General features: G+C 66.3%; 18 protein-coding genes. 9 read left to right on the top strand and 9 right to left on the bottom strand.

Translation table 11 applies throughout. The features are described from left to right. Both BMW90_RS22980 and BMW90_RS22975 read right to left on the bottom strand, forming a co-directional pair. The coding region (locus tag BMW90_RS22980) for an IS5/IS1182 family transposase (RefSeq protein ID WP_074839683.1) at positions 1-241 on the bottom strand (241 nt) is incomplete at its 3' end. A 76-nt stretch (positions 242-317) separates the two neighbouring features. Further along, positions 318-1,490, bottom strand: coding sequence for an acetyl-CoA C-acyltransferase (locus BMW90_RS22975; RefSeq protein ID WP_074839672.1), 1,173 nt, complete (start codon positions 1,488-1,490; stop codon positions 318-320). 93 nt (positions 1,491-1,583) lie between these two features. On the opposite strand from BMW90_RS22975, the gene BMW90_RS22970 reads away from it, so the two are divergent. The 3 genes from BMW90_RS22970 (at position 1,584) to BMW90_RS22960 (ending at position 4,221) form a co-directional block, all read left to right on the top strand. Beyond that, positions 1,584-1,922, top strand: coding sequence for an STAS domain-containing protein (locus BMW90_RS22970; RefSeq protein WP_048532983.1), 339 nt, complete (start codon positions 1,584-1,586; stop codon positions 1,920-1,922). A gap of 22 nt (positions 1,923-1,944) precedes the next feature. Continuing rightward, the gene (locus tag BMW90_RS22965) at positions 1,945-2,397 is read left to right on the top strand and encodes an ATP-binding protein (protein WP_083416174.1); all 453 of its coding nucleotides are present in this window, start codon (positions 1,945-1,947) and stop codon (positions 2,395-2,397) included. Between the two features lie 246 nt (positions 2,398-2,643). Further along, positions 2,644-4,221 carry a gamma-glutamyltransferase family protein gene (locus BMW90_RS22960; RefSeq protein WP_074839669.1) on the top strand — a complete coding sequence of 526 codons (1,578 nt, stop codon included), beginning with the start codon at positions 2,644-2,646 and terminating at the stop codon, positions 4,219-4,221. 76 nt (positions 4,222-4,297) lie between these two features. Here the strand turns inward: BMW90_RS22960 and hspQ are convergent, their stop codons facing one another. Beyond that, positions 4,298-4,624 carry a heat shock protein HspQ gene (gene hspQ, locus BMW90_RS22955; protein ID WP_048532986.1) on the bottom strand — a complete coding sequence of 109 codons (327 nt, stop codon included), beginning with the start codon at positions 4,622-4,624 and terminating at the stop codon, positions 4,298-4,300. Positions 4,625-4,851: 227 nt separating this feature from the next. Here hspQ and BMW90_RS22950 point away from each other — a divergent pair, with 227 nt between their 5' ends. Together BMW90_RS22950 and BMW90_RS22945 are read left to right on the top strand one after the other, a co-directional pair. Beyond that, positions 4,852-5,439 (top strand): transglycosylase SLT domain-containing protein, encoded by a 588-nt coding sequence (locus tag BMW90_RS22950; protein ID WP_048533968.1) that lies wholly within the window; start codon positions 4,852-4,854, stop codon positions 5,437-5,439. Between the two features lie 59 nt (positions 5,440-5,498). Continuing rightward, positions 5,499-5,810: a DUF1244 domain-containing protein gene (locus tag BMW90_RS22945; RefSeq protein ID WP_048532987.1), complete on the top strand. Its 312-nt coding sequence runs from the start codon at positions 5,499-5,501 to the stop codon at positions 5,808-5,810. Between the two features lie 50 nt (positions 5,811-5,860). Here the strand turns inward: BMW90_RS22945 and BMW90_RS22940 are convergent, their stop codons facing one another. The 6 genes from BMW90_RS22940 to dgcN form a co-directional block, all read right to left on the bottom strand. Then, positions 5,861-6,838 (bottom strand): zinc-binding dehydrogenase, encoded by a 978-nt coding sequence (locus BMW90_RS22940; protein ID WP_074839666.1) that lies wholly within the window; start codon positions 6,836-6,838, stop codon positions 5,861-5,863. A 12-nt stretch (positions 6,839-6,850) separates the two neighbouring features. After that, entirely contained in the window at positions 6,851-7,447 is a 597-nt protein-coding gene (locus BMW90_RS22935) for a TetR/AcrR family transcriptional regulator (protein WP_074839663.1), read from the bottom strand. Between the two features lie 136 nt (positions 7,448-7,583). Next, positions 7,584-7,790, bottom strand: coding sequence for a hypothetical protein (locus BMW90_RS22930; RefSeq protein ID WP_048532993.1), 207 nt, complete (start codon positions 7,788-7,790; stop codon positions 7,584-7,586). A 410-nt stretch (positions 7,791-8,200) separates the two neighbouring features. Beyond that, positions 8,201-9,064: a D-amino-acid transaminase gene (locus tag BMW90_RS22925; protein ID WP_048532994.1), complete on the bottom strand. Its 864-nt coding sequence runs from the start codon at positions 9,062-9,064 to the stop codon at positions 8,201-8,203. Between the two features lie 22 nt (positions 9,065-9,086). Continuing rightward, on the bottom strand, positions 9,087-10,049 hold the full coding sequence (gene dgcA / locus BMW90_RS22920) for an N-acetyl-D-Glu racemase DgcA (protein WP_074839660.1): 963 nt from the start codon (positions 10,047-10,049) through the stop codon (positions 9,087-9,089). Between the two features lie 69 nt (positions 10,050-10,118). Next, the gene (gene dgcN, locus BMW90_RS22915) at positions 10,119-11,120 is read right to left on the bottom strand and encodes an N-acetyltransferase DgcN (protein ID WP_074839658.1); all 1,002 of its coding nucleotides are present in this window, start codon (positions 11,118-11,120) and stop codon (positions 10,119-10,121) included. Positions 11,121-11,451: 331 nt separating this feature from the next. On the opposite strand from dgcN, the gene BMW90_RS22910 reads away from it, so the two are divergent. The 4 genes from BMW90_RS22910 to BMW90_RS22895 all read left to right on the top strand — a co-directional run bounded on the left by BMW90_RS22910 (position 11,452) and on the right by BMW90_RS22895 (position 14,799). Continuing rightward, positions 11,452-12,411 (top strand): L-malyl-CoA/beta-methylmalyl-CoA lyase, encoded by a 960-nt coding sequence (locus BMW90_RS22910; RefSeq protein ID WP_074839655.1) that lies wholly within the window; start codon positions 11,452-11,454, stop codon positions 12,409-12,411. Positions 12,412-12,479: 68 nt separating this feature from the next. After that, positions 12,480-13,106 carry a hypothetical protein gene (locus BMW90_RS22905; protein ID WP_074839652.1) on the top strand — a complete coding sequence of 209 codons (627 nt, stop codon included), beginning with the start codon at positions 12,480-12,482 and terminating at the stop codon, positions 13,104-13,106. 63 nt (positions 13,107-13,169) lie between these two features. Beyond that, entirely contained in the window at positions 13,170-13,766 is a 597-nt protein-coding gene (locus tag BMW90_RS22900; protein WP_048532998.1) for a LysE family translocator, read from the top strand. A 67-nt stretch (positions 13,767-13,833) separates the two neighbouring features. After that, positions 13,834-14,799, top strand: a complete 966-nt coding sequence (locus BMW90_RS22895; protein WP_048532999.1) for an acetyl-CoA carboxylase carboxyltransferase subunit alpha — start codon at positions 13,834-13,836, stop codon at positions 14,797-14,799. Positions 14,800-14,812 lie beyond the last annotated feature (13 nt).

The following is a 14,812-nucleotide window of genomic DNA, read 5'->3' as shown; positions in this document are numbered from 1 at the left end:
CCAGTCCGGCCATCATCCGGGTAAAGATGCCTCTGTCACTCCACCGCTTCCAGCGGTTGTAGAGTGTCTTGTGTGGGCCATACGCACTCGGCGCGTCGCGCCACCGCAAGCCATTGCGATTGATGAAGATAATTCCACTCAACACACGCCGATCATCGACGCGGGGTTTGCCGTGGGACTTCGGGAAGAAGGGCTCAAGACGCGCCATCTGTGCATCTGTCAGCCAGAAAAGATCGGACATGTTCACCGCTCGTTTTTCGAACCGTGAATCACGCCGACAGGCGGAAATCAATGGGTCCTGACCCTAGCAATTGAGCTCAGATCAGCTCCACCGCGATCGCGGTGCCTTCGCCGCCGCCGATGCAGATTGCCGCGACGCCGCGCTTCAACCCGCGTTTTTCCAGCGCATTGAGCAGCGTCACCATGATCCGTGCGCCGGAGGCGCCGATCGGGTGGCCCAGCGCGCAGGCGCCGCCGTTGACGTTGACCACGTCGCGCGGCAGGCCCAACTCCTGCATGAAGGCCATCGGGACCACGGCAAAGGCCTCGTTGACCTCCCACAGATCGACATCCGAGACCTTCCAGCCGATCCGGTCGAGCAGCTTTCTGGCCGCCGGCACCGGCGCGGTGGTGAACCAGCCCGGCGCCTGGGCGTGGCTGGCATGGCCGAGGATGCGGGCGCGCGGCGCCACGCCCTGGGCCTCGGCCACCTCCGGCGTGCCCAGCACCAGCGCCGCCGCGCCATCGGAGATCGACGAGGCATTGGCGGCGGTCACCGTGCCATCCTTGCGGAAGGCGGGTTTCAACATCGGGATCTTCTCGGGGCGGGCCTTGCCGGGCTGTTCGTCGCAGGTGATGATCTCTTCGCCATGCCGCCGGTGCAGCTTGACCGGCGCGATCTCGTCGGCAAAGGCGCCATTGCGTTCGGCGGCAAGCGCATTGTCCAGCGAGCCGATGGCATATTGATCCTGCGCCTCGCGGGTGAACTGGTAATGCGCCGCGCAATCCTCGGCGAAGGTGCCCATCAGCCGGCCCTTGTCATAGGCGTCCTCGAGCCCGTCGAGGAACATGTGATCGACCACCTGGCCGTGGCCGATCCGGGCGCCGCCGCGCATCTTGGGCAACAGGTAGGGCGCCTCGGTCATGCTCTCCATGCCGCCGGCCAGGATGGCGCCGGCCTGGCCCAGGGCGATCCGGTCAAAGGCCATCATCGCCGCCTTCATGCCCGAGCCGCACATCTTGTTGATCGTCGTGGCGGGCACGGTTTCGCCGAGGCCGGCGGCAAACCCGGCCTGCCGTGCCGGCGCCTGGCCCTGACCGGCCGGCAGGACACAGCCCATCAGCACCTCGTCCAGCGCCGGTTTGCCGGCTTCGCGATGCGCCGCGGCGATTGCCACGCCGCCCAGCGTGCTGGCTTCGACGCCCTCGAATTCGCCCTGGAATCCGCCCATCGGCGTGCGTGCCGCGCCCAGGATCATCACTTCGCTCATGGCCTACCTCCCCAAATCCTTACCCCTGCATACAATTTAGTAAGGATTGCCGTCTAGCGTGGGGGCGAAATCGTAACGCAAGGTGACCGAGCCATGGACATGACCAGCAGAACCGAAGGCGCATTGCAGATCGTCACGGTCAACGCCGGGCGCATCGACGCCGCGGTGGCGATCCAGTTCAAGGATGCGATGCGAGCGGAAACCGACGGCCCGTCCAGACGGGTGATCCTCGACCTCGCGCAAGTCGGTTTCATCGATTCCAGCGGGCTTGGCGCCATCGTCGCCGCGATGAAACAGCTCGGCCCCGGGCGCAGGCTCGATCTCGCAGGGCTCACCCCGGCGGTGGAAAGCGTCTTCCGGCTGACCCGGATGGACACTGTCTTTGCGCTCTTTCCGACACTGGATGCGGCGCTGATGGCTCACGCCGACTGACGGGCGAAAGGAGCACCGTCCCTTGGAACCGGTTGCCAAGCCCCGCATTACAGCGCACCGCATCTCACTGAACACCCGCACCGGCGGATTGGCCGTGCGCAACCTTCTGGGCGAGGCGATGGTGGCACTGGCGGACTGGGGCCACCCGGCCGAGGCGCGCAGCGCGGTCGAACTGGTGCTGGCCGAAGCGCTCAACAACGTGGTCGAACATGGCTATGGGTTTCGCGAGGGCGGGCCGCTGGGTCTCGAAATGGAACTGACCGCGGAAACCCTGACCTGTACCATCACCGATCACGGCCGGCCCTTCCCGGACGAGGCCCTGCCGGAAGGCCGCGCCGCCAGCCTGGAGGGCCCGACGGCGGAGCTGCCCGAGGGAGGATTCGGCTGGCATCTGATCCGCCAGATGACCTCGGATCTGCACTATCAACGCAATGACGGTCGCAGCAAGTTGACACTTCACTTTTCGGTTGTGTGACATTGCGCACAGTTGCAATCAATTACCGCCCGTTTCGCGCCTTTGCCCCAGTTCCGCCGCAATCCCATCCCACCGACGCCTGAATGGAACGCGATACAGTACGGGTAGCTGCATATAGCTTCACCTCGGCGCCGCGTGTTAACAGCCCCCACCCAGTGCGCGGCGCCGAGGTCCCTTTCTCCGAAATCGCGATTTTCTTCTGCGCCAGGCGACGCTAGCCTCCGATCCATCACGACGGAGGTTCAGATGCGCGATTTTCATCTTCCCGGACGGTCGCCGGTGCGAGCCACCAACGGCATGGTCGCCACCTCGCATCCGCTGGCCGCGGCCGAGGCCCTGGCCTGCCTGAAAGACGGCGGCACGGCGATGGACGCGGCAATCTGCGGCGCCTTGCTGATGAGCCTCTGCGAGCCGCATATGTGCGGGCTGGCGGGCGATTGCTTTGCCCTGATCAAACCGGCAGGGGCGGAGCGCGTGCTGGGCTTCAACGGCTCGGGCCGCGCACCGGCGGCGGCCGATGCGGCACGGCTGCGCGCGGCCGGCCACGACACGATCCCCGATGGCAGCGCGGATGCGGTCACCGTCCCCGGCGCGGTCGAGGCATTTTGCCGAATGTCCGAGAGCCATGGCCGCCTAGGCCTCGACCGATTGCTCCAGCCAGCGATCCGCTATGCCGAAGAGGGCGTGCCGGTGGCCGATCGCGTGGGGTTTGACTGGCCCAACAAGGCGCCGCGGCTGCAAGGCGTGGCGCGCGACTTCTACCTCCGGGACGGGCGACCGCTGAAACCGGGCGATCTGTTCCGCGCGCCGGGCCAGGCCGAGGTGATGCGCCGCATCGCCCGGCATGGTGCGCCGGCCTTCTACCAGGGCGAGGTGGCCGAGGACATGATGGCCGCGCTGGCGGCCGTCGGCGGCCGGCACTGCGCCGGGGATTTCGCCGCCACCCGGGGCGAAGAGACCACGCCGATCACCGGACAGTACCGCGCCACCGAAGTTTTCGAACATCCGCCGAACGGCCAGGGCGCGACCGCCATCCTGCTGCTCAACATTCTCGCGCGGTTCGATCTGGCCTCGATGGACCCGTTTGGAGCCGCCCGCACCCATCTCGAGAGCGAGGCCGGCAAGCTGGCCTATGACAGCCGCAACCGGCTGATTGCCGATCCCGACGTTCTGGATGCCACGGCGCAGATGTGCAGCCCGGCGCTGGCCGCCGAGCTGGCCGCGCGGATCGATCCGGGCCGGGCGTTGCCGGGGCCGTCGCGGATCGCCGAATCGGTGCACCGGGACACGATCTACATCACCGCGGTCGATCGCGACGGTATGGCGGTATCGCTGATCCATTCGATTTTCCACAGTTTCGGGTCGGGCCTCGCCTGTCCGAAATTCGGCCTGCTGCTGCACAACCGCGGCTGCGGTTTTAACCTGCGCGAAGGCCATCCCAACGAGTTCGGCCCGGGCAAGCGCCCGCTGCACACCATCATTCCCGGCATGCTGGGCGCGGCCGGGCGCATCGAAATGCCGTTCGGCGTGATGGGCGGGCAGTACCAGTCCTGCGGCCATGCCCGCTTTGTCACAAACCTGCGCGACTACGGCATGGATCCGCAAGCCGCCGTGGATGCTCCGCGCGCCTTTTTCGACGATGGCCGGCTTCAGCTCGAACGGGGCTACAGCCCGGAGGTGGCGGCAAAGCTGGCGGCGCTGGGGCATGATGTGGTGACCCCGACCGAGCCGATCGGCGGGGCGCAGGCGATCCGCATGCATGCCAGCGGCGTGCTCGAAGGCGCCTCGGACGCCCGCAAGGACGGCTGCGCGATCGGATATTGAGCGGGATGTTCGGCGGCGGTTGGTTGGAAATCCACCCTACGGGGCGATTTTGGTGGGTTTGCAACCCACCGTCCCCTCAATTCAGCTGGAAGTGCAGAGGATAGGATCCATCTTCGAATTCGCCGAAGAGATCGGGGATATCCGGGTGATCCACAGGCCGTCCGGAATAATCTGCGACAAGGTTCTGCTCGGACACGTAAGCCACGTAGAAGCTCTGATCGTTCTCGGCGAGCAGGTGATAGAACGGCTGTTCGCGCTTGGGTCGGCTGTCCTCGGGAATGGCGTTGTACCATTCCTCGGTGTTGTTGAATTCAGGGTCGACATCGAAGACCACGCCGCGAAACGGGTGCTTCTTGTGCCGGACCACCTGTCCCAAATGATATTTTGCGCGTGCTGTGTGCATTCCGGGGCCTCTACCGCCACAGGTTAGCGTCATCAAGGGGGAAATGTCCAATTTTCCGCCGGGAAATCAAGGAAACAAACTGTGACCCATGGTCATACAGTGGCCCGGCAGCGGCCCGGGTGCAGGCCCGCTCAAAGCCCGCCGCCCGGGAAAACGTGATTTCCCTGTCAGGCGATTTTCGCTACACTGCGACAAAACAAAAGACCAAATACACGAGCGAGAGGCAAATGAGCAGAGTCCTTCGCGCCATGGTTATGGTGCTCGCCGTTGCGTCCTGTGGCGGCGGCAATCAATCGGCGCCGCGCAATCTCGATGACGCCTGTGCAATTCTTGAGGAGCGCCCGAAATATTTCCGGGCCTTCCGCGCCACGGAGCGGCGCTGGGGCGTCCCGGTGCATGTGCAGATGGCCACGATCTACCAGGAGAGCAAATTCGTCGGCAATGCCCGCACGCCGCTGCGCTACACGCTGGGGGTAATCCCGATGGGCCGGCAAAGTTCGGCCTTCGGCTATTCCCAGGCGCTCGACGCCACCTGGGACGAATACCGCGAAGAGACCGGCAAGCGCCGTGCCAAGCGCGACCGGATCAACGATGCCACGGATTTCATGGGCTGGTATATGAACAAGACCCGCGCCCGCAACGGCGTGTCGCTGGTAGATGCGCGCAACCAGTATCTGGCCTATCACGAAGGCCACACTGGGTTTGCCCGCCAGTCCTACAACAGCAAGGCCTGGCTGCTGCGCGTCGCCGATGAGGTCGGCACCCGGTCGATCACCTATCAGGTGCAGCTGGCCCGGTGTCGCCACGCCCGCTGACCTTTTCCCGCGCACCGCAGCCCCCCATATTCATCCCGAACCCAAGGGAGACCCGCACCATGGACGACCAGACCCGTATCGAGCTTGAAGCCGCCGCCTTTCGCACCCTGCGCGCGCATCTGATGGACAAGCGCACTGACGTGCAGAACATCGACCTGATGAACCTGGCCGGGTTCTGTCGCAACTGCCTGTCGCGCTGGTATCAGGAGGCCGCCAACGAACGCGGCATCGAGATGGACAAGGAAGAGGCGCGCGAAATCTTTTACGGCATGCCCTATTCCGACTGGAAAGCCGCCCATCAGTCCGAGGCCAGCGACGATCAGCGCGAGGCCTTCAAGACCGCCTTTGCCGAGAACGTCGACAAGGGCTGAGCCCTGAGGCCCCTCCCCTGCCGGCGGATCGGCGGGGAGGGGCGCAGCACTCAGCCGCGCAGCAGGATCTTGCCGGATCGGCCCGGGGTACGGGCGGCCGTGACCGCTTCGCTCACGTCGTCGAGCCCGTAAGTGCCGCCGACGTCGAGCCGCAGCGCTCCCTGTGCGGCCAGGGTCACAAGCTCGGTGATCAGCCGCTTGCGCTCTTCCGGCGCCATCTCGGCGCTGACCCGCGACCCCCAGAATCCGCGCACGGTGATCTGCTTCATGATCAGCGCCCCGGACGACAGCGGCATCGGCGCGCCGGTCGCGGTGCCAAAGACCACCAGCTCGCCATCCGATGCCAGCAGATCGACAAGCGCGGCTGAGACCTCGCCGCCCACCGAATCGATGGCCGAAACCGCCCGGTCGCCCACCAGCGCCGCCGCCCTGTCCTGCCAGCCCTCGTCCGAAGTCGGAAGCACGTGCTCGGCGCCCAGCGCCTCGAGCTCTGCCGCCGCCTCGGGCCGGCGCACCAGATTCAGCAGGTGGATGCCGCGGGATTTCGCCAGCGCCACCATGATCTTGCCGACCGCGCCGTTGGCTGCGGTCTGGATGATCCAATCGCCTTCCTTGGCTTTCAGCGATTCGAGAAGCGACAGCGCGCTGAACGGCATGGCAATGAGCTGCGCGCCGTCCGCGTCGCTGATCGCCTCGGGAAGCGGAAGCACGCCGCCGGCCGGGGCGGTGAAATACTCGGCCCAGCTGCCGTGGACACCGGCAACGGCCACCCGCTGGCCGACAAGCGCGGCCTCGACGCCGTCGCCGACTTCGGCGATGGTGCCCAGCGCTTCCGACCCGCCGATGGCGCCGGGCAGCTCGGGCTTGTAGCCGTAGCTGCCATGCACCGTCCAGAGATCGTGGTTGTGGATCGGCGAGAAGGTCATCTTGACCAGAACCTCACCCGCCGCTGGCGCGGGTTTTTCCACCTCGGTGGATGCGAGCACCTCGACGGGCTCGCCGAATGTATCGTGCGTGGCAGCTTTCATTGCAATTTTCCTTCAGGATGTGCGTGAGAGTTGGTCTGTCGTCTCTGCAAGCGCCTGTTGCAGCGGCGCCTGAGAGCGGGCGAGCTTGGCGAGAATGGCGGCCCCCAGCCATTTCGCATAGAGCATCCGGGCCACGGCCTCTGGGGCATCGAACCGGCGGATCGAGCCCTCTTCGGCCCCGGCCCGCAGCAGGTCGGCAATGCGCCGCACCAGCTCTGATATGCCGGTGTCGAGGATCAGCCGCATGTCGTCGGACAGGTCGGCCACCTCGGCCCCCAGCTTGACGACAAGGCATTGGCTGGCAATGCCCTCGGCCCCGGCTTGCGCCAGCCAGGCCTGCCAGAAGCGATCGAGCTTGTCGCGCGCCGCTCCGGGGCCGGCGATCAGCGTGTCGAATCGCGCCAGATAGGTTTCGACATAATGGTCGAGCAGCGCCTTGCCGAAATCCTCCTTGGACTCGAAGTAGTAGTAAAACGACCCCTTGGGGATGCCGCATTCTTTGAGGATGCGGGCGATGCCGACCCCGCCGAAACCGTGCCGGACCACCAGGGCGCGGCCGGTTTCAAGGATGTGCAGCCGTTTGAGATCGGATTTGCTGTGCTCTGTCATGCCGGTGACCTAAGAAATAATAGACCGGTCGTCTAGTAATCCTCACGCGCTTGTGTGCCACGCCAAACCACGACCCCGCAAACGACAATCGCGCCCCGGAGGGCGCGATTGGAAAAACGGGCAAGACGGGATGGCCTCAGCCGAACTGGCGCCTGGCCAGTTGGCTGCCGCGGCGTTCCTGTTCGAAGCGGACATAGCCGGTGCGCTCGGCCTCGAGATCGGCCTCCAAAGTCGCAATACGGGCGTCCTTGTCGGCCTGAAGGCCGATGGCGGTGCGCAGCTCCGCCCGCAGCGCCTCGATCTCGGCCACATGCGGCGGCCGCACCATCAGCGCGGAGCGCAACCGCCATCCGAGAGCAACGCCCGCCAAAGCTCCACACAGAGCCGCGGCCAAAACGATCAAGCCTTCCAGCATAATTGCCCCCCAATTACCCTCACAATCCGGTCACGCGGCGTCAGGGTCGGCTCCGGGCACATCGCCAGGGATCGGGCTGGCAGGCCCTCGGCCCTCGGCCAGACGCAGCGCTCACCAAGCAGTGAGAGCTGCCATGACCGCGCCGGAAAAACCGGGCGGCGGCGCCCCTGATGCAGCCCGGACGCATCGCTCCGGCCTCGCTTTGCCACAGACACCACGCCGCATGCGCGGCCTCAAGTGCCAAGCCTGTGAGCGGCAGATATCGGCAGGAAAGCGTGGCTTTTGCGTCCCGCCTCGGCCGATCCTTGCCACCTGTTGCCGCGGTGCCGCAGCTGGACTCAGAGGGCGGCCTTGCGACTTTCCTCGATGTAGATCTGGCGCAGCCGTTTCGCCACCGGGCCCGGCGCCCCCGCGCCCAGCGCAACGCCGTCAATCTGCACCACCGGGGTGACAAAGCTCGAGGCCGAGGTGATGAAAGCCTCTTCCGCTGCCTGCGCCTCGTCGATGCTGAAACTGCGCTCTTCGACCTTCATCTGCGCCTCTTCGGCAAAGCGCAGCACGGCGGCGCGGGTGATGCCGTGCAGGATGTCGTTCGACAGCGCCCGGGTGATGATCCGCCCGTCCTTGACGATATAGGCGTTGTTCGAGGTGCCTTCGGTCACCAGGCCCTGCTCGACCATCCAGGCGTCATCGGCGCCGGCGGCCTTGGCCATCATCTTGCCCATCGAGGGATAGAGCAGCTGCACCGTCTTGATGTCACGCCGGCCCCAGCGGATGTCGTCGATCGAGATCACCTTGAGCCCCCGCTCGGCCTCGGCGCTCTCGGCCAGGTTCGGCTTGGCCTGGGTAAAGAGCACCACGGTCAGCGGCGTGGTTTCGGGATCGGGAAAGATGAAGTCTCGGTCGCCCGGTGCCCCCCGGGTGACTTGTAGATAGATCAGCCCGTCGTCGAGCGCGTTGCGCGCCACCAGTTCGCGGTGAATTTCCAGCAGCGCCGCCTCGGTGAGCGGCACCGCCATGTCGAGCGCCTCGAGCGAGCGGGTCAGCCGCCGGGCATGGCCGGGAAAATCCACCAGCTTGCCGCCCAGCACCGAGGTCACCTCATAGACGCCATCGGCCATCAGGAAGCCGCGATCAAAGATCGAGACCCGGGCCTCGTCCTCGGGCAGATAGTCTCCGTTGAGATAGACGGTGCGGGCCATGGGCTGTCTCTCCTGTCAGCGGTCAGCCCCAGAGGGCCGGGTCAGAGGGGTGCACACCCCTTTCATCGAAATGCAGCGGTGCGGCGCGGTCTTCGGCCAGAAGCAGCGGCCCGTCAAGATCGGTCACCGCCGCGCCCTGGGCCACCAGCACGGCGGGCGCCATCGCCAACGACGAGCCGACCATGCAGCCCACCATGATGTCACGGCCCGCCGCCCGGGCCGCATCGCGCAGCGCCAGCGCCTCGGTCAGCCCGCCGGTCTTGTCGAGCTTGATGTTAACCATGTCGTATTTGCCCGCCAGTCCGGCCAGCGAGGCCCGGTCATGGCAGCTCTCGTCGGCACAGATCGGCACCAGCCGCTCCAGCCCGCGCAGCGTCTCGTCCTCGCCGGCGGGCAGCGGCTGCTCCACCAGTGCCACGCCCAGCCGCCGCAGATGCGGCGCCAGATCCGCATAGACCTCGGCGCTCCAGCCCTCGTTGGCATCGACGATGATCCGCGCATCCGGCGCGCCTGCGCGTACCGCCTCGAGCCGGGGCATGTCATCCGGGGTGCCCAGCTTGATCTTGAGCAGCGGCCGATGCGCATGTTTGGCGGCCTGCGCCCGCATCTTCTCTGGCGTGTCGAGCGACAGGGTAAAAGCGGTGATCTCGGGCCCCGGCGCCGGCAGTCCGGCCAGCTCCCAGACCCGCCGCCCGCTGCGTTTCGCCTCAAGATCCCAGAGCGCGGAATCCACCGCATTGCGCGCCGCGCCGGCCGGCAGCGCCTCTTGCAGCTCGGCGCGGGTGATCGCCTCGGGCAGCCCGGCAATCTGCGCCGCCACCGAGTCCAGCGTTTCGTCGTAGCGGGCATAGGGCACACATTCGCCCCGGCCGGTCGCCCCCGCGCGGGTGACGGACACGGTGAGCACCTGCGCCTCGCTGCGCGAGCCGCGCGAAATGGTAAAGACTTCCGCCAGACGGAAGGTATCGCGGCGTGTTTCGATCACATCCCGCTCCTTCTTCGCTTTCCAATAATTCGCCGCGCCGTCGCGCTTCGGGGCTTCGCGGCCCGGAGCTCAGAGCGCGTCCAGCGCCTCGGCCAGACGTTCGGCACCCTGCCGGAACGGATCGACCGTGGGAAGCCCCATGCGCGCCTCGATTTCCGACAGGCAGGCCAGCGCCTCATCCTCGGACATCGCGGCGGTATTGACCGAAATCCCGACGACCTGGCAATCCGGGTTGGCCACCCGGGCCAGCGGCAGCGCCATGTCGCGCAGCGCCTCGAGCGACGGCAGGGCATAATCCGGCAATCCGCGCATGTGACTGCGCGTCGGCTCGTGGCTGAGGATCAGCGCATCGGGCTGGCCGCCATGGATCAGCGCCAGCGTCACCCCGGAAAACGACACGTGGAACAGGCTGCCCTGCCCCTCGATGATATCCCAGTGATCGGCGTCATTGTCGGGCGTCAGCCATTCCACCGAACCGGCCATGAAATCCGCCACCACCGCGTCAAGCGGGATGCCCTCGCCGGTGATCAGGATACCGGTCTGCCCGGTGGGGCGGAACGTGCTCTTGCGGCCCGCCGCCTTCATTGAACGGTCCAGCGCCAGCCCGGTGTACATCTTGCCGACCGAGCAATCGGTGCCCACCGCCAGCACCCGCTTGCCGCTGCGCTTGACGCCATTGGCGATCGGATAGTCCACATCGGGCACCCGCACATCGTGCAGTTCGCGGCCGCAGGCCTTGGCCACCGCCGCCAGATCCGCTTCGTCGCGCAGCAGGTTGTGCAAGCCCGAGGCCAGGTCGAAGCCCTCTTCCAGCGCCGCCACCAGCACCTTTTTCCACGCCGGGCTGATCACGCCGCCCCGGTTGGCAACACCGATCACCAGCGTCTGTGCACCGGCGGCGCGGGCCTCGGCCAGCCCCATGTCGGGCAGTCCCAGGTCGGCCTTGCAGCCTTCCATGCGGAACTGGCCCACGGCATTCTCGGGCCGCCAGTCCTTGATCCCCTGCGCCACCTTGGCTTTTAGAGCATCGGGCGCGTCACCGAGAAACAGCAGATAGGGCGTCTTGATCACGGCGAAGGCCTCCTGAGTCGTCTTGTTCGGCGAGAGATATAGCGCGGAATCGTCATCAGTGCCTCCTGAATTCGTGTGTCTTTCGACAGTTCTTTGCAAGATAACGCGAAAACTCTTCCCAAATTCCGAATAATCGTGCGCCTAGCTGGGCCACCACGCAGAAACCCGCCTTGGCAGCCTGCCGATACCTTGGCAGGCCGTCCAGCGGCGTGGCAACACCAGTCGGCCAGGCGCAGGAATGCTGCGACTGCAAAATACACTTGCATGGCGCAGCGCAATTTAATATCGCTGAGCGCAATCATCACGTAATTTCCTTACCGAGAGGCGCGACATGTCCTTCCGTATCCAGCCCCAGCCCCCGGCCCGCCCAAATCGCTGCCAGCTCTTCGGCCCCGGCTCTCGCCCGGCGATCTTTGAAAAGATGGCGGGCTCGGCGGCAGATGTGATCAACCTCGATCTCGAGGATTCGGTCGCGCCGTCGGACAAGGACAGCGCACGCGGCAATATCATCGAGGCGATCAACGATATCGACTGGGGCAACAAGACACTGTCGGTGCGGATCAACGGGCTCGACACACCTTGGTGGTATCGCGATGTCGTCGACCTGCTGGAACAGGCCGGCGAGCGGCTTGACCAGATCATGATCCCCAAGGTCGGTTGCGCCGGCGATCTCTATGCCGTCGATGCGCTGGTGACGGCGGTCGAGGCGGCCAAGTCCCGGCAGAAGAAGATCGCCTTCGAGGTGATCATCGAAAGCGCCGCCGGCATCGCCCATGTCGAGGAGATCGCCGCCGCCTCGCCCCGGCTCGAGGCGATGAGCCTCGGCGCCGCCGATTTCGCCGCCTCCATGGGCATGGCCACCACCGGCATCGGCGGCACCCAGGAAAACTATTACATGATCCACGAAGGCCAGAAACACTGGTCGGACCCCTGGCACTGGGCCCAGGCCGCCATCGTCGCCGCCTGTCGCACCCATGGCGTGTTGCCGGTCGACGGGCCGTTCGGCGATTTCTCGGATGACGAGGGCTTTCGCGCGCAGGCGCTGCGCTCGGCCACGCTGGGCATGGTCGGCAAATGGGCAATCCACCCGAAACAGGTGGCGCTGGCCAACGAGGTCTTTACCCCCTCGGACAAGGCGGTGACCGAGGCGCGCGAGATCCTGAGCGCCATGGAAGAGGCCAAGGCCAAGGGCGAAGGCGCCACCGTCTACAAGGGGCGGCTGGTCGATATCGCCTCGATCAAACAGGCCGAGGTGATCGTGCGGCAATCTGAGATGATCGCCGGTAACTGAACCTTAGCGGTTTGGCGGTATGACGGCAGAGCCCCGCTGACCGGGGCCCTGCCGACCCGGACCCTGCCATGACCCTGCCGCTCACGCTTTTGCATTCCACCCAGCTTCATTGCCGGATCTTCGATCGATTGCGCGACCGGATCGCGCCGCCGCTGCGGCTCGAACACAGGGTGCGCGCCGACTGGCTGGCACGGGTGCGCAGCGACGGCATGACCCGCCAGCTCGCCGCCGAAATGCGCAAGGCGGTCGAGACCGCGCCGGGCCGGGTGCTCTGCACCTGCACCTCGCTGGGCGAAGCGGCGGACGAAGCCGGGGCGATCCGCATCGACCGGCCGATGATGGCGGCGGCGGCGCAATCCGACGGGCCGATCCTGCTGGTCTGTGCGCTCGGTAGCGCCGCTGGCCCCAGCCGGGCCCTGCTGCAATCCTGCCTCGAAGAGACGGGCCGCGCCCCGCCGGTCACGACCCTGGTGGTCGAAGAATTCTGGCCGCTGTTCGAGGCCGGGCAAGTGGCCAATTTCTGCGCCGCCGTCGCGGCGGCGGCGCTCGAGGCGGTGCAGGTGCGGCCGGATTTCCGCACTGTCGTGCTGGCGCAGGCCTCGATGGCCGATGCGGCGCATCTTCTCGGCGGTCTCGGGCCGGATGTGCTGGCGGCGCCGGAACTGGCACTGCGCTGCGCGCTGGACCTTGCGTAATCCCGAGGACGGCACGCAACAATTGCCGTTTCCCGCCGCAGCGAAGGCGGGTATCCCTGCGGCATGACCTTTGATCTCTTTTCCGCGCTGGCGGTCTTTGCTCTTGTCGGCACGTTGACCCCCGGGCCCAACAACCTGATGTTGCTGGCCTCGGGCGCCAATTTCGGCCTGCACCGGTCGCTGCCGCATATGCTGGGAATCATTCTCGGCTTTCCGGCGATGATCTTTCTGGTCGGGCTGGGCGCGCTGCGGCTGTTCGACCGCTGGCCGGCACTGCATGACGTGCTGCTGGCCGCCTCGGTTGCCTACATGATCTGGCTGGCGTGGAAGATCGCCCATGCCAGCCCGCCCGCCGAGGCACGGCAGCAGGGACGGCCGCTGACCTTTCTGCAATCGGCCGGTTTCCAGTGGATCAATCCCAAGGCCTGGACCATGGCGCTGGGGGCGATCACGCTTTATGCCGCCAGCCGCGATCTGGCGTCGCTGCTCTGGGTGGTGGGCACCTATGTGGCCGCCGGCGTGCTCTCTACCACGGTCTGGACGACACTCGGCCGGCAGCTGCGCCGGCTGTTGCGCGCGCCGGGCCAGTTGCGGCTGTTCAACCGGGCGATGGCAGTTTTGCTGCTGGCGTCGCTGGTGCCGGCGCTTCTGCCGGGCTGAGACACGCCAAAGATTGCATCCGGCTGCACATCGCGCCATATACCCGGTGAAGAAAAGGAGTTGTCGCATGGCGCATTATCTCGATTTTGAGAAACCGCTGGCCGAGATCGAGGGCAAGGCAGAGGAGCTGCGGGCCATTGCCCGGCAGAGCGACGATCCGATGGATGTGGACGAAGAGGCCAATGCGCTCGACCGCAAGGCCTCGGCGATGCTCAAGGACCTCTACCGCGAGCTGACACCCTGGCGCAAATGCCAGGTGGCGCGGCATCCGCAGCGGCCGCATTGCAAGGATTACATCGAGGCGCTCTTTACCGAATTCACCCCGCTGGCCGGCGACCGGCAGTTCGGCGAGGATCTGGCGGTGATGGGCGGGCTGGCGCGGATCAATGACCGGCCGGTGATGGTGATCGGCCATGAAAAGGGCCATGACACCCAGTCGCGGCTCGACCGCAACTTCGGCATGGCCCGGCCCGAGGGCTATCGCAAGGCGGCGCGGCTGCTGGACATGGCGGACCGTTTCGGTCTCCCGGTGATCACCCTGGTCGACACCGCCGGCGCCTATCCCGGCAAGGGCGCCGAGGAACGCGGCCAGTCCGAAGCCATCGCGCGGTCGACCGAGGCCTGCCTGTCCGTCGGCGTGCCGCTGATTTCGGTGATCATCGGCGAGGGCGGCTCGGGCGGGGCCGTGGCCTTTGCCACGGCCAACCGCGTGGCGATGCTGGAACATTCGGTCTATTCGGTGATCTCGCCCGAGGGCTGCGCCTCGATCCTGTGGAAAGATGCCGAGAAGATGCGCGAAGCGGCGCAGGCGCTGCGGCTGACGGCGGAGGATCTCTACAAGCTGGGGGTCTGCGACCGGATCATCCCCGAACCGATGGGCGGCGCCCAGCGTGACCGCACCGGCACGATCAAGACCGTGGGCCGGGCGATCGAGCAGATGCTGGCCGACCTGTCGGAGAAGGACGGCGAGACCCTGCGCAAGGAACGGCGGCAGAAGTTCCTCGACCTTGGATCGAAGGGACTGGCGGCCTGAGGGCGGATTTGGG

The organism is Marinovum algicola, assembly GCF_900109145.1.
Classification (GTDB): domain Bacteria; phylum Pseudomonadota; class Alphaproteobacteria; order Rhodobacterales; family Rhodobacteraceae; genus Marinovum; species Marinovum algicola.
Note: the sequence above shows the minus strand (reverse complement) of the source record. Positions and strands in the feature narration are given on the sequence as shown.

Coding starts and splice junctions, on each gene's coding strand:
- BMW90_RS22905 (WP_074839652.1), top strand. CDS start 12,480: ATGACCCTGCCGCTCACGCTTTTGCATTCCACCCAGCTTCATTGCCGG.
- BMW90_RS22925 (WP_048532994.1), bottom strand. CDS start 9,064: ATGGCCCGCACCGTCTATCTCAACGGAGACTATCTGCCCGAGGACGAG.
- hspQ (WP_048532986.1), bottom strand. CDS start 4,624: ATGCACACAGCACGCGCAAAATATCATTTGGGACAGGTGGTCCGGCAC.
- BMW90_RS22895 (WP_048532999.1), top strand. CDS start 13,834: ATGGCGCATTATCTCGATTTTGAGAAACCGCTGGCCGAGATCGAGGGC.
- BMW90_RS22940 (WP_074839666.1), bottom strand. CDS start 6,838: ATGAAAGCTGCCACGCACGATACATTCGGCGAGCCCGTCGAGGTGCTC.
- BMW90_RS22935 (WP_074839663.1), bottom strand. CDS start 7,447: ATGACAGAGCACAGCAAATCCGATCTCAAACGGCTGCACATCCTTGAA.
- BMW90_RS22945 (WP_048532987.1), top strand. CDS start 5,499: ATGGACGACCAGACCCGTATCGAGCTTGAAGCCGCCGCCTTTCGCACC.
- BMW90_RS22960 (WP_074839669.1), top strand. CDS start 2,644: ATGCGCGATTTTCATCTTCCCGGACGGTCGCCGGTGCGAGCCACCAAC.
- BMW90_RS22970 (WP_048532983.1), top strand. CDS start 1,584: ATGGACATGACCAGCAGAACCGAAGGCGCATTGCAGATCGTCACGGTC.
- BMW90_RS22910 (WP_074839655.1), top strand. CDS start 11,452: ATGTCCTTCCGTATCCAGCCCCAGCCCCCGGCCCGCCCAAATCGCTGC.
- BMW90_RS22950 (WP_048533968.1), top strand. CDS start 4,852: ATGAGCAGAGTCCTTCGCGCCATGGTTATGGTGCTCGCCGTTGCGTCC.
- BMW90_RS22900 (WP_048532998.1), top strand. CDS start 13,170: ATGACCTTTGATCTCTTTTCCGCGCTGGCGGTCTTTGCTCTTGTCGGC.
- BMW90_RS22975 (WP_074839672.1), bottom strand. CDS start 1,490: ATGAGCGAAGTGATGATCCTGGGCGCGGCACGCACGCCGATGGGCGGA.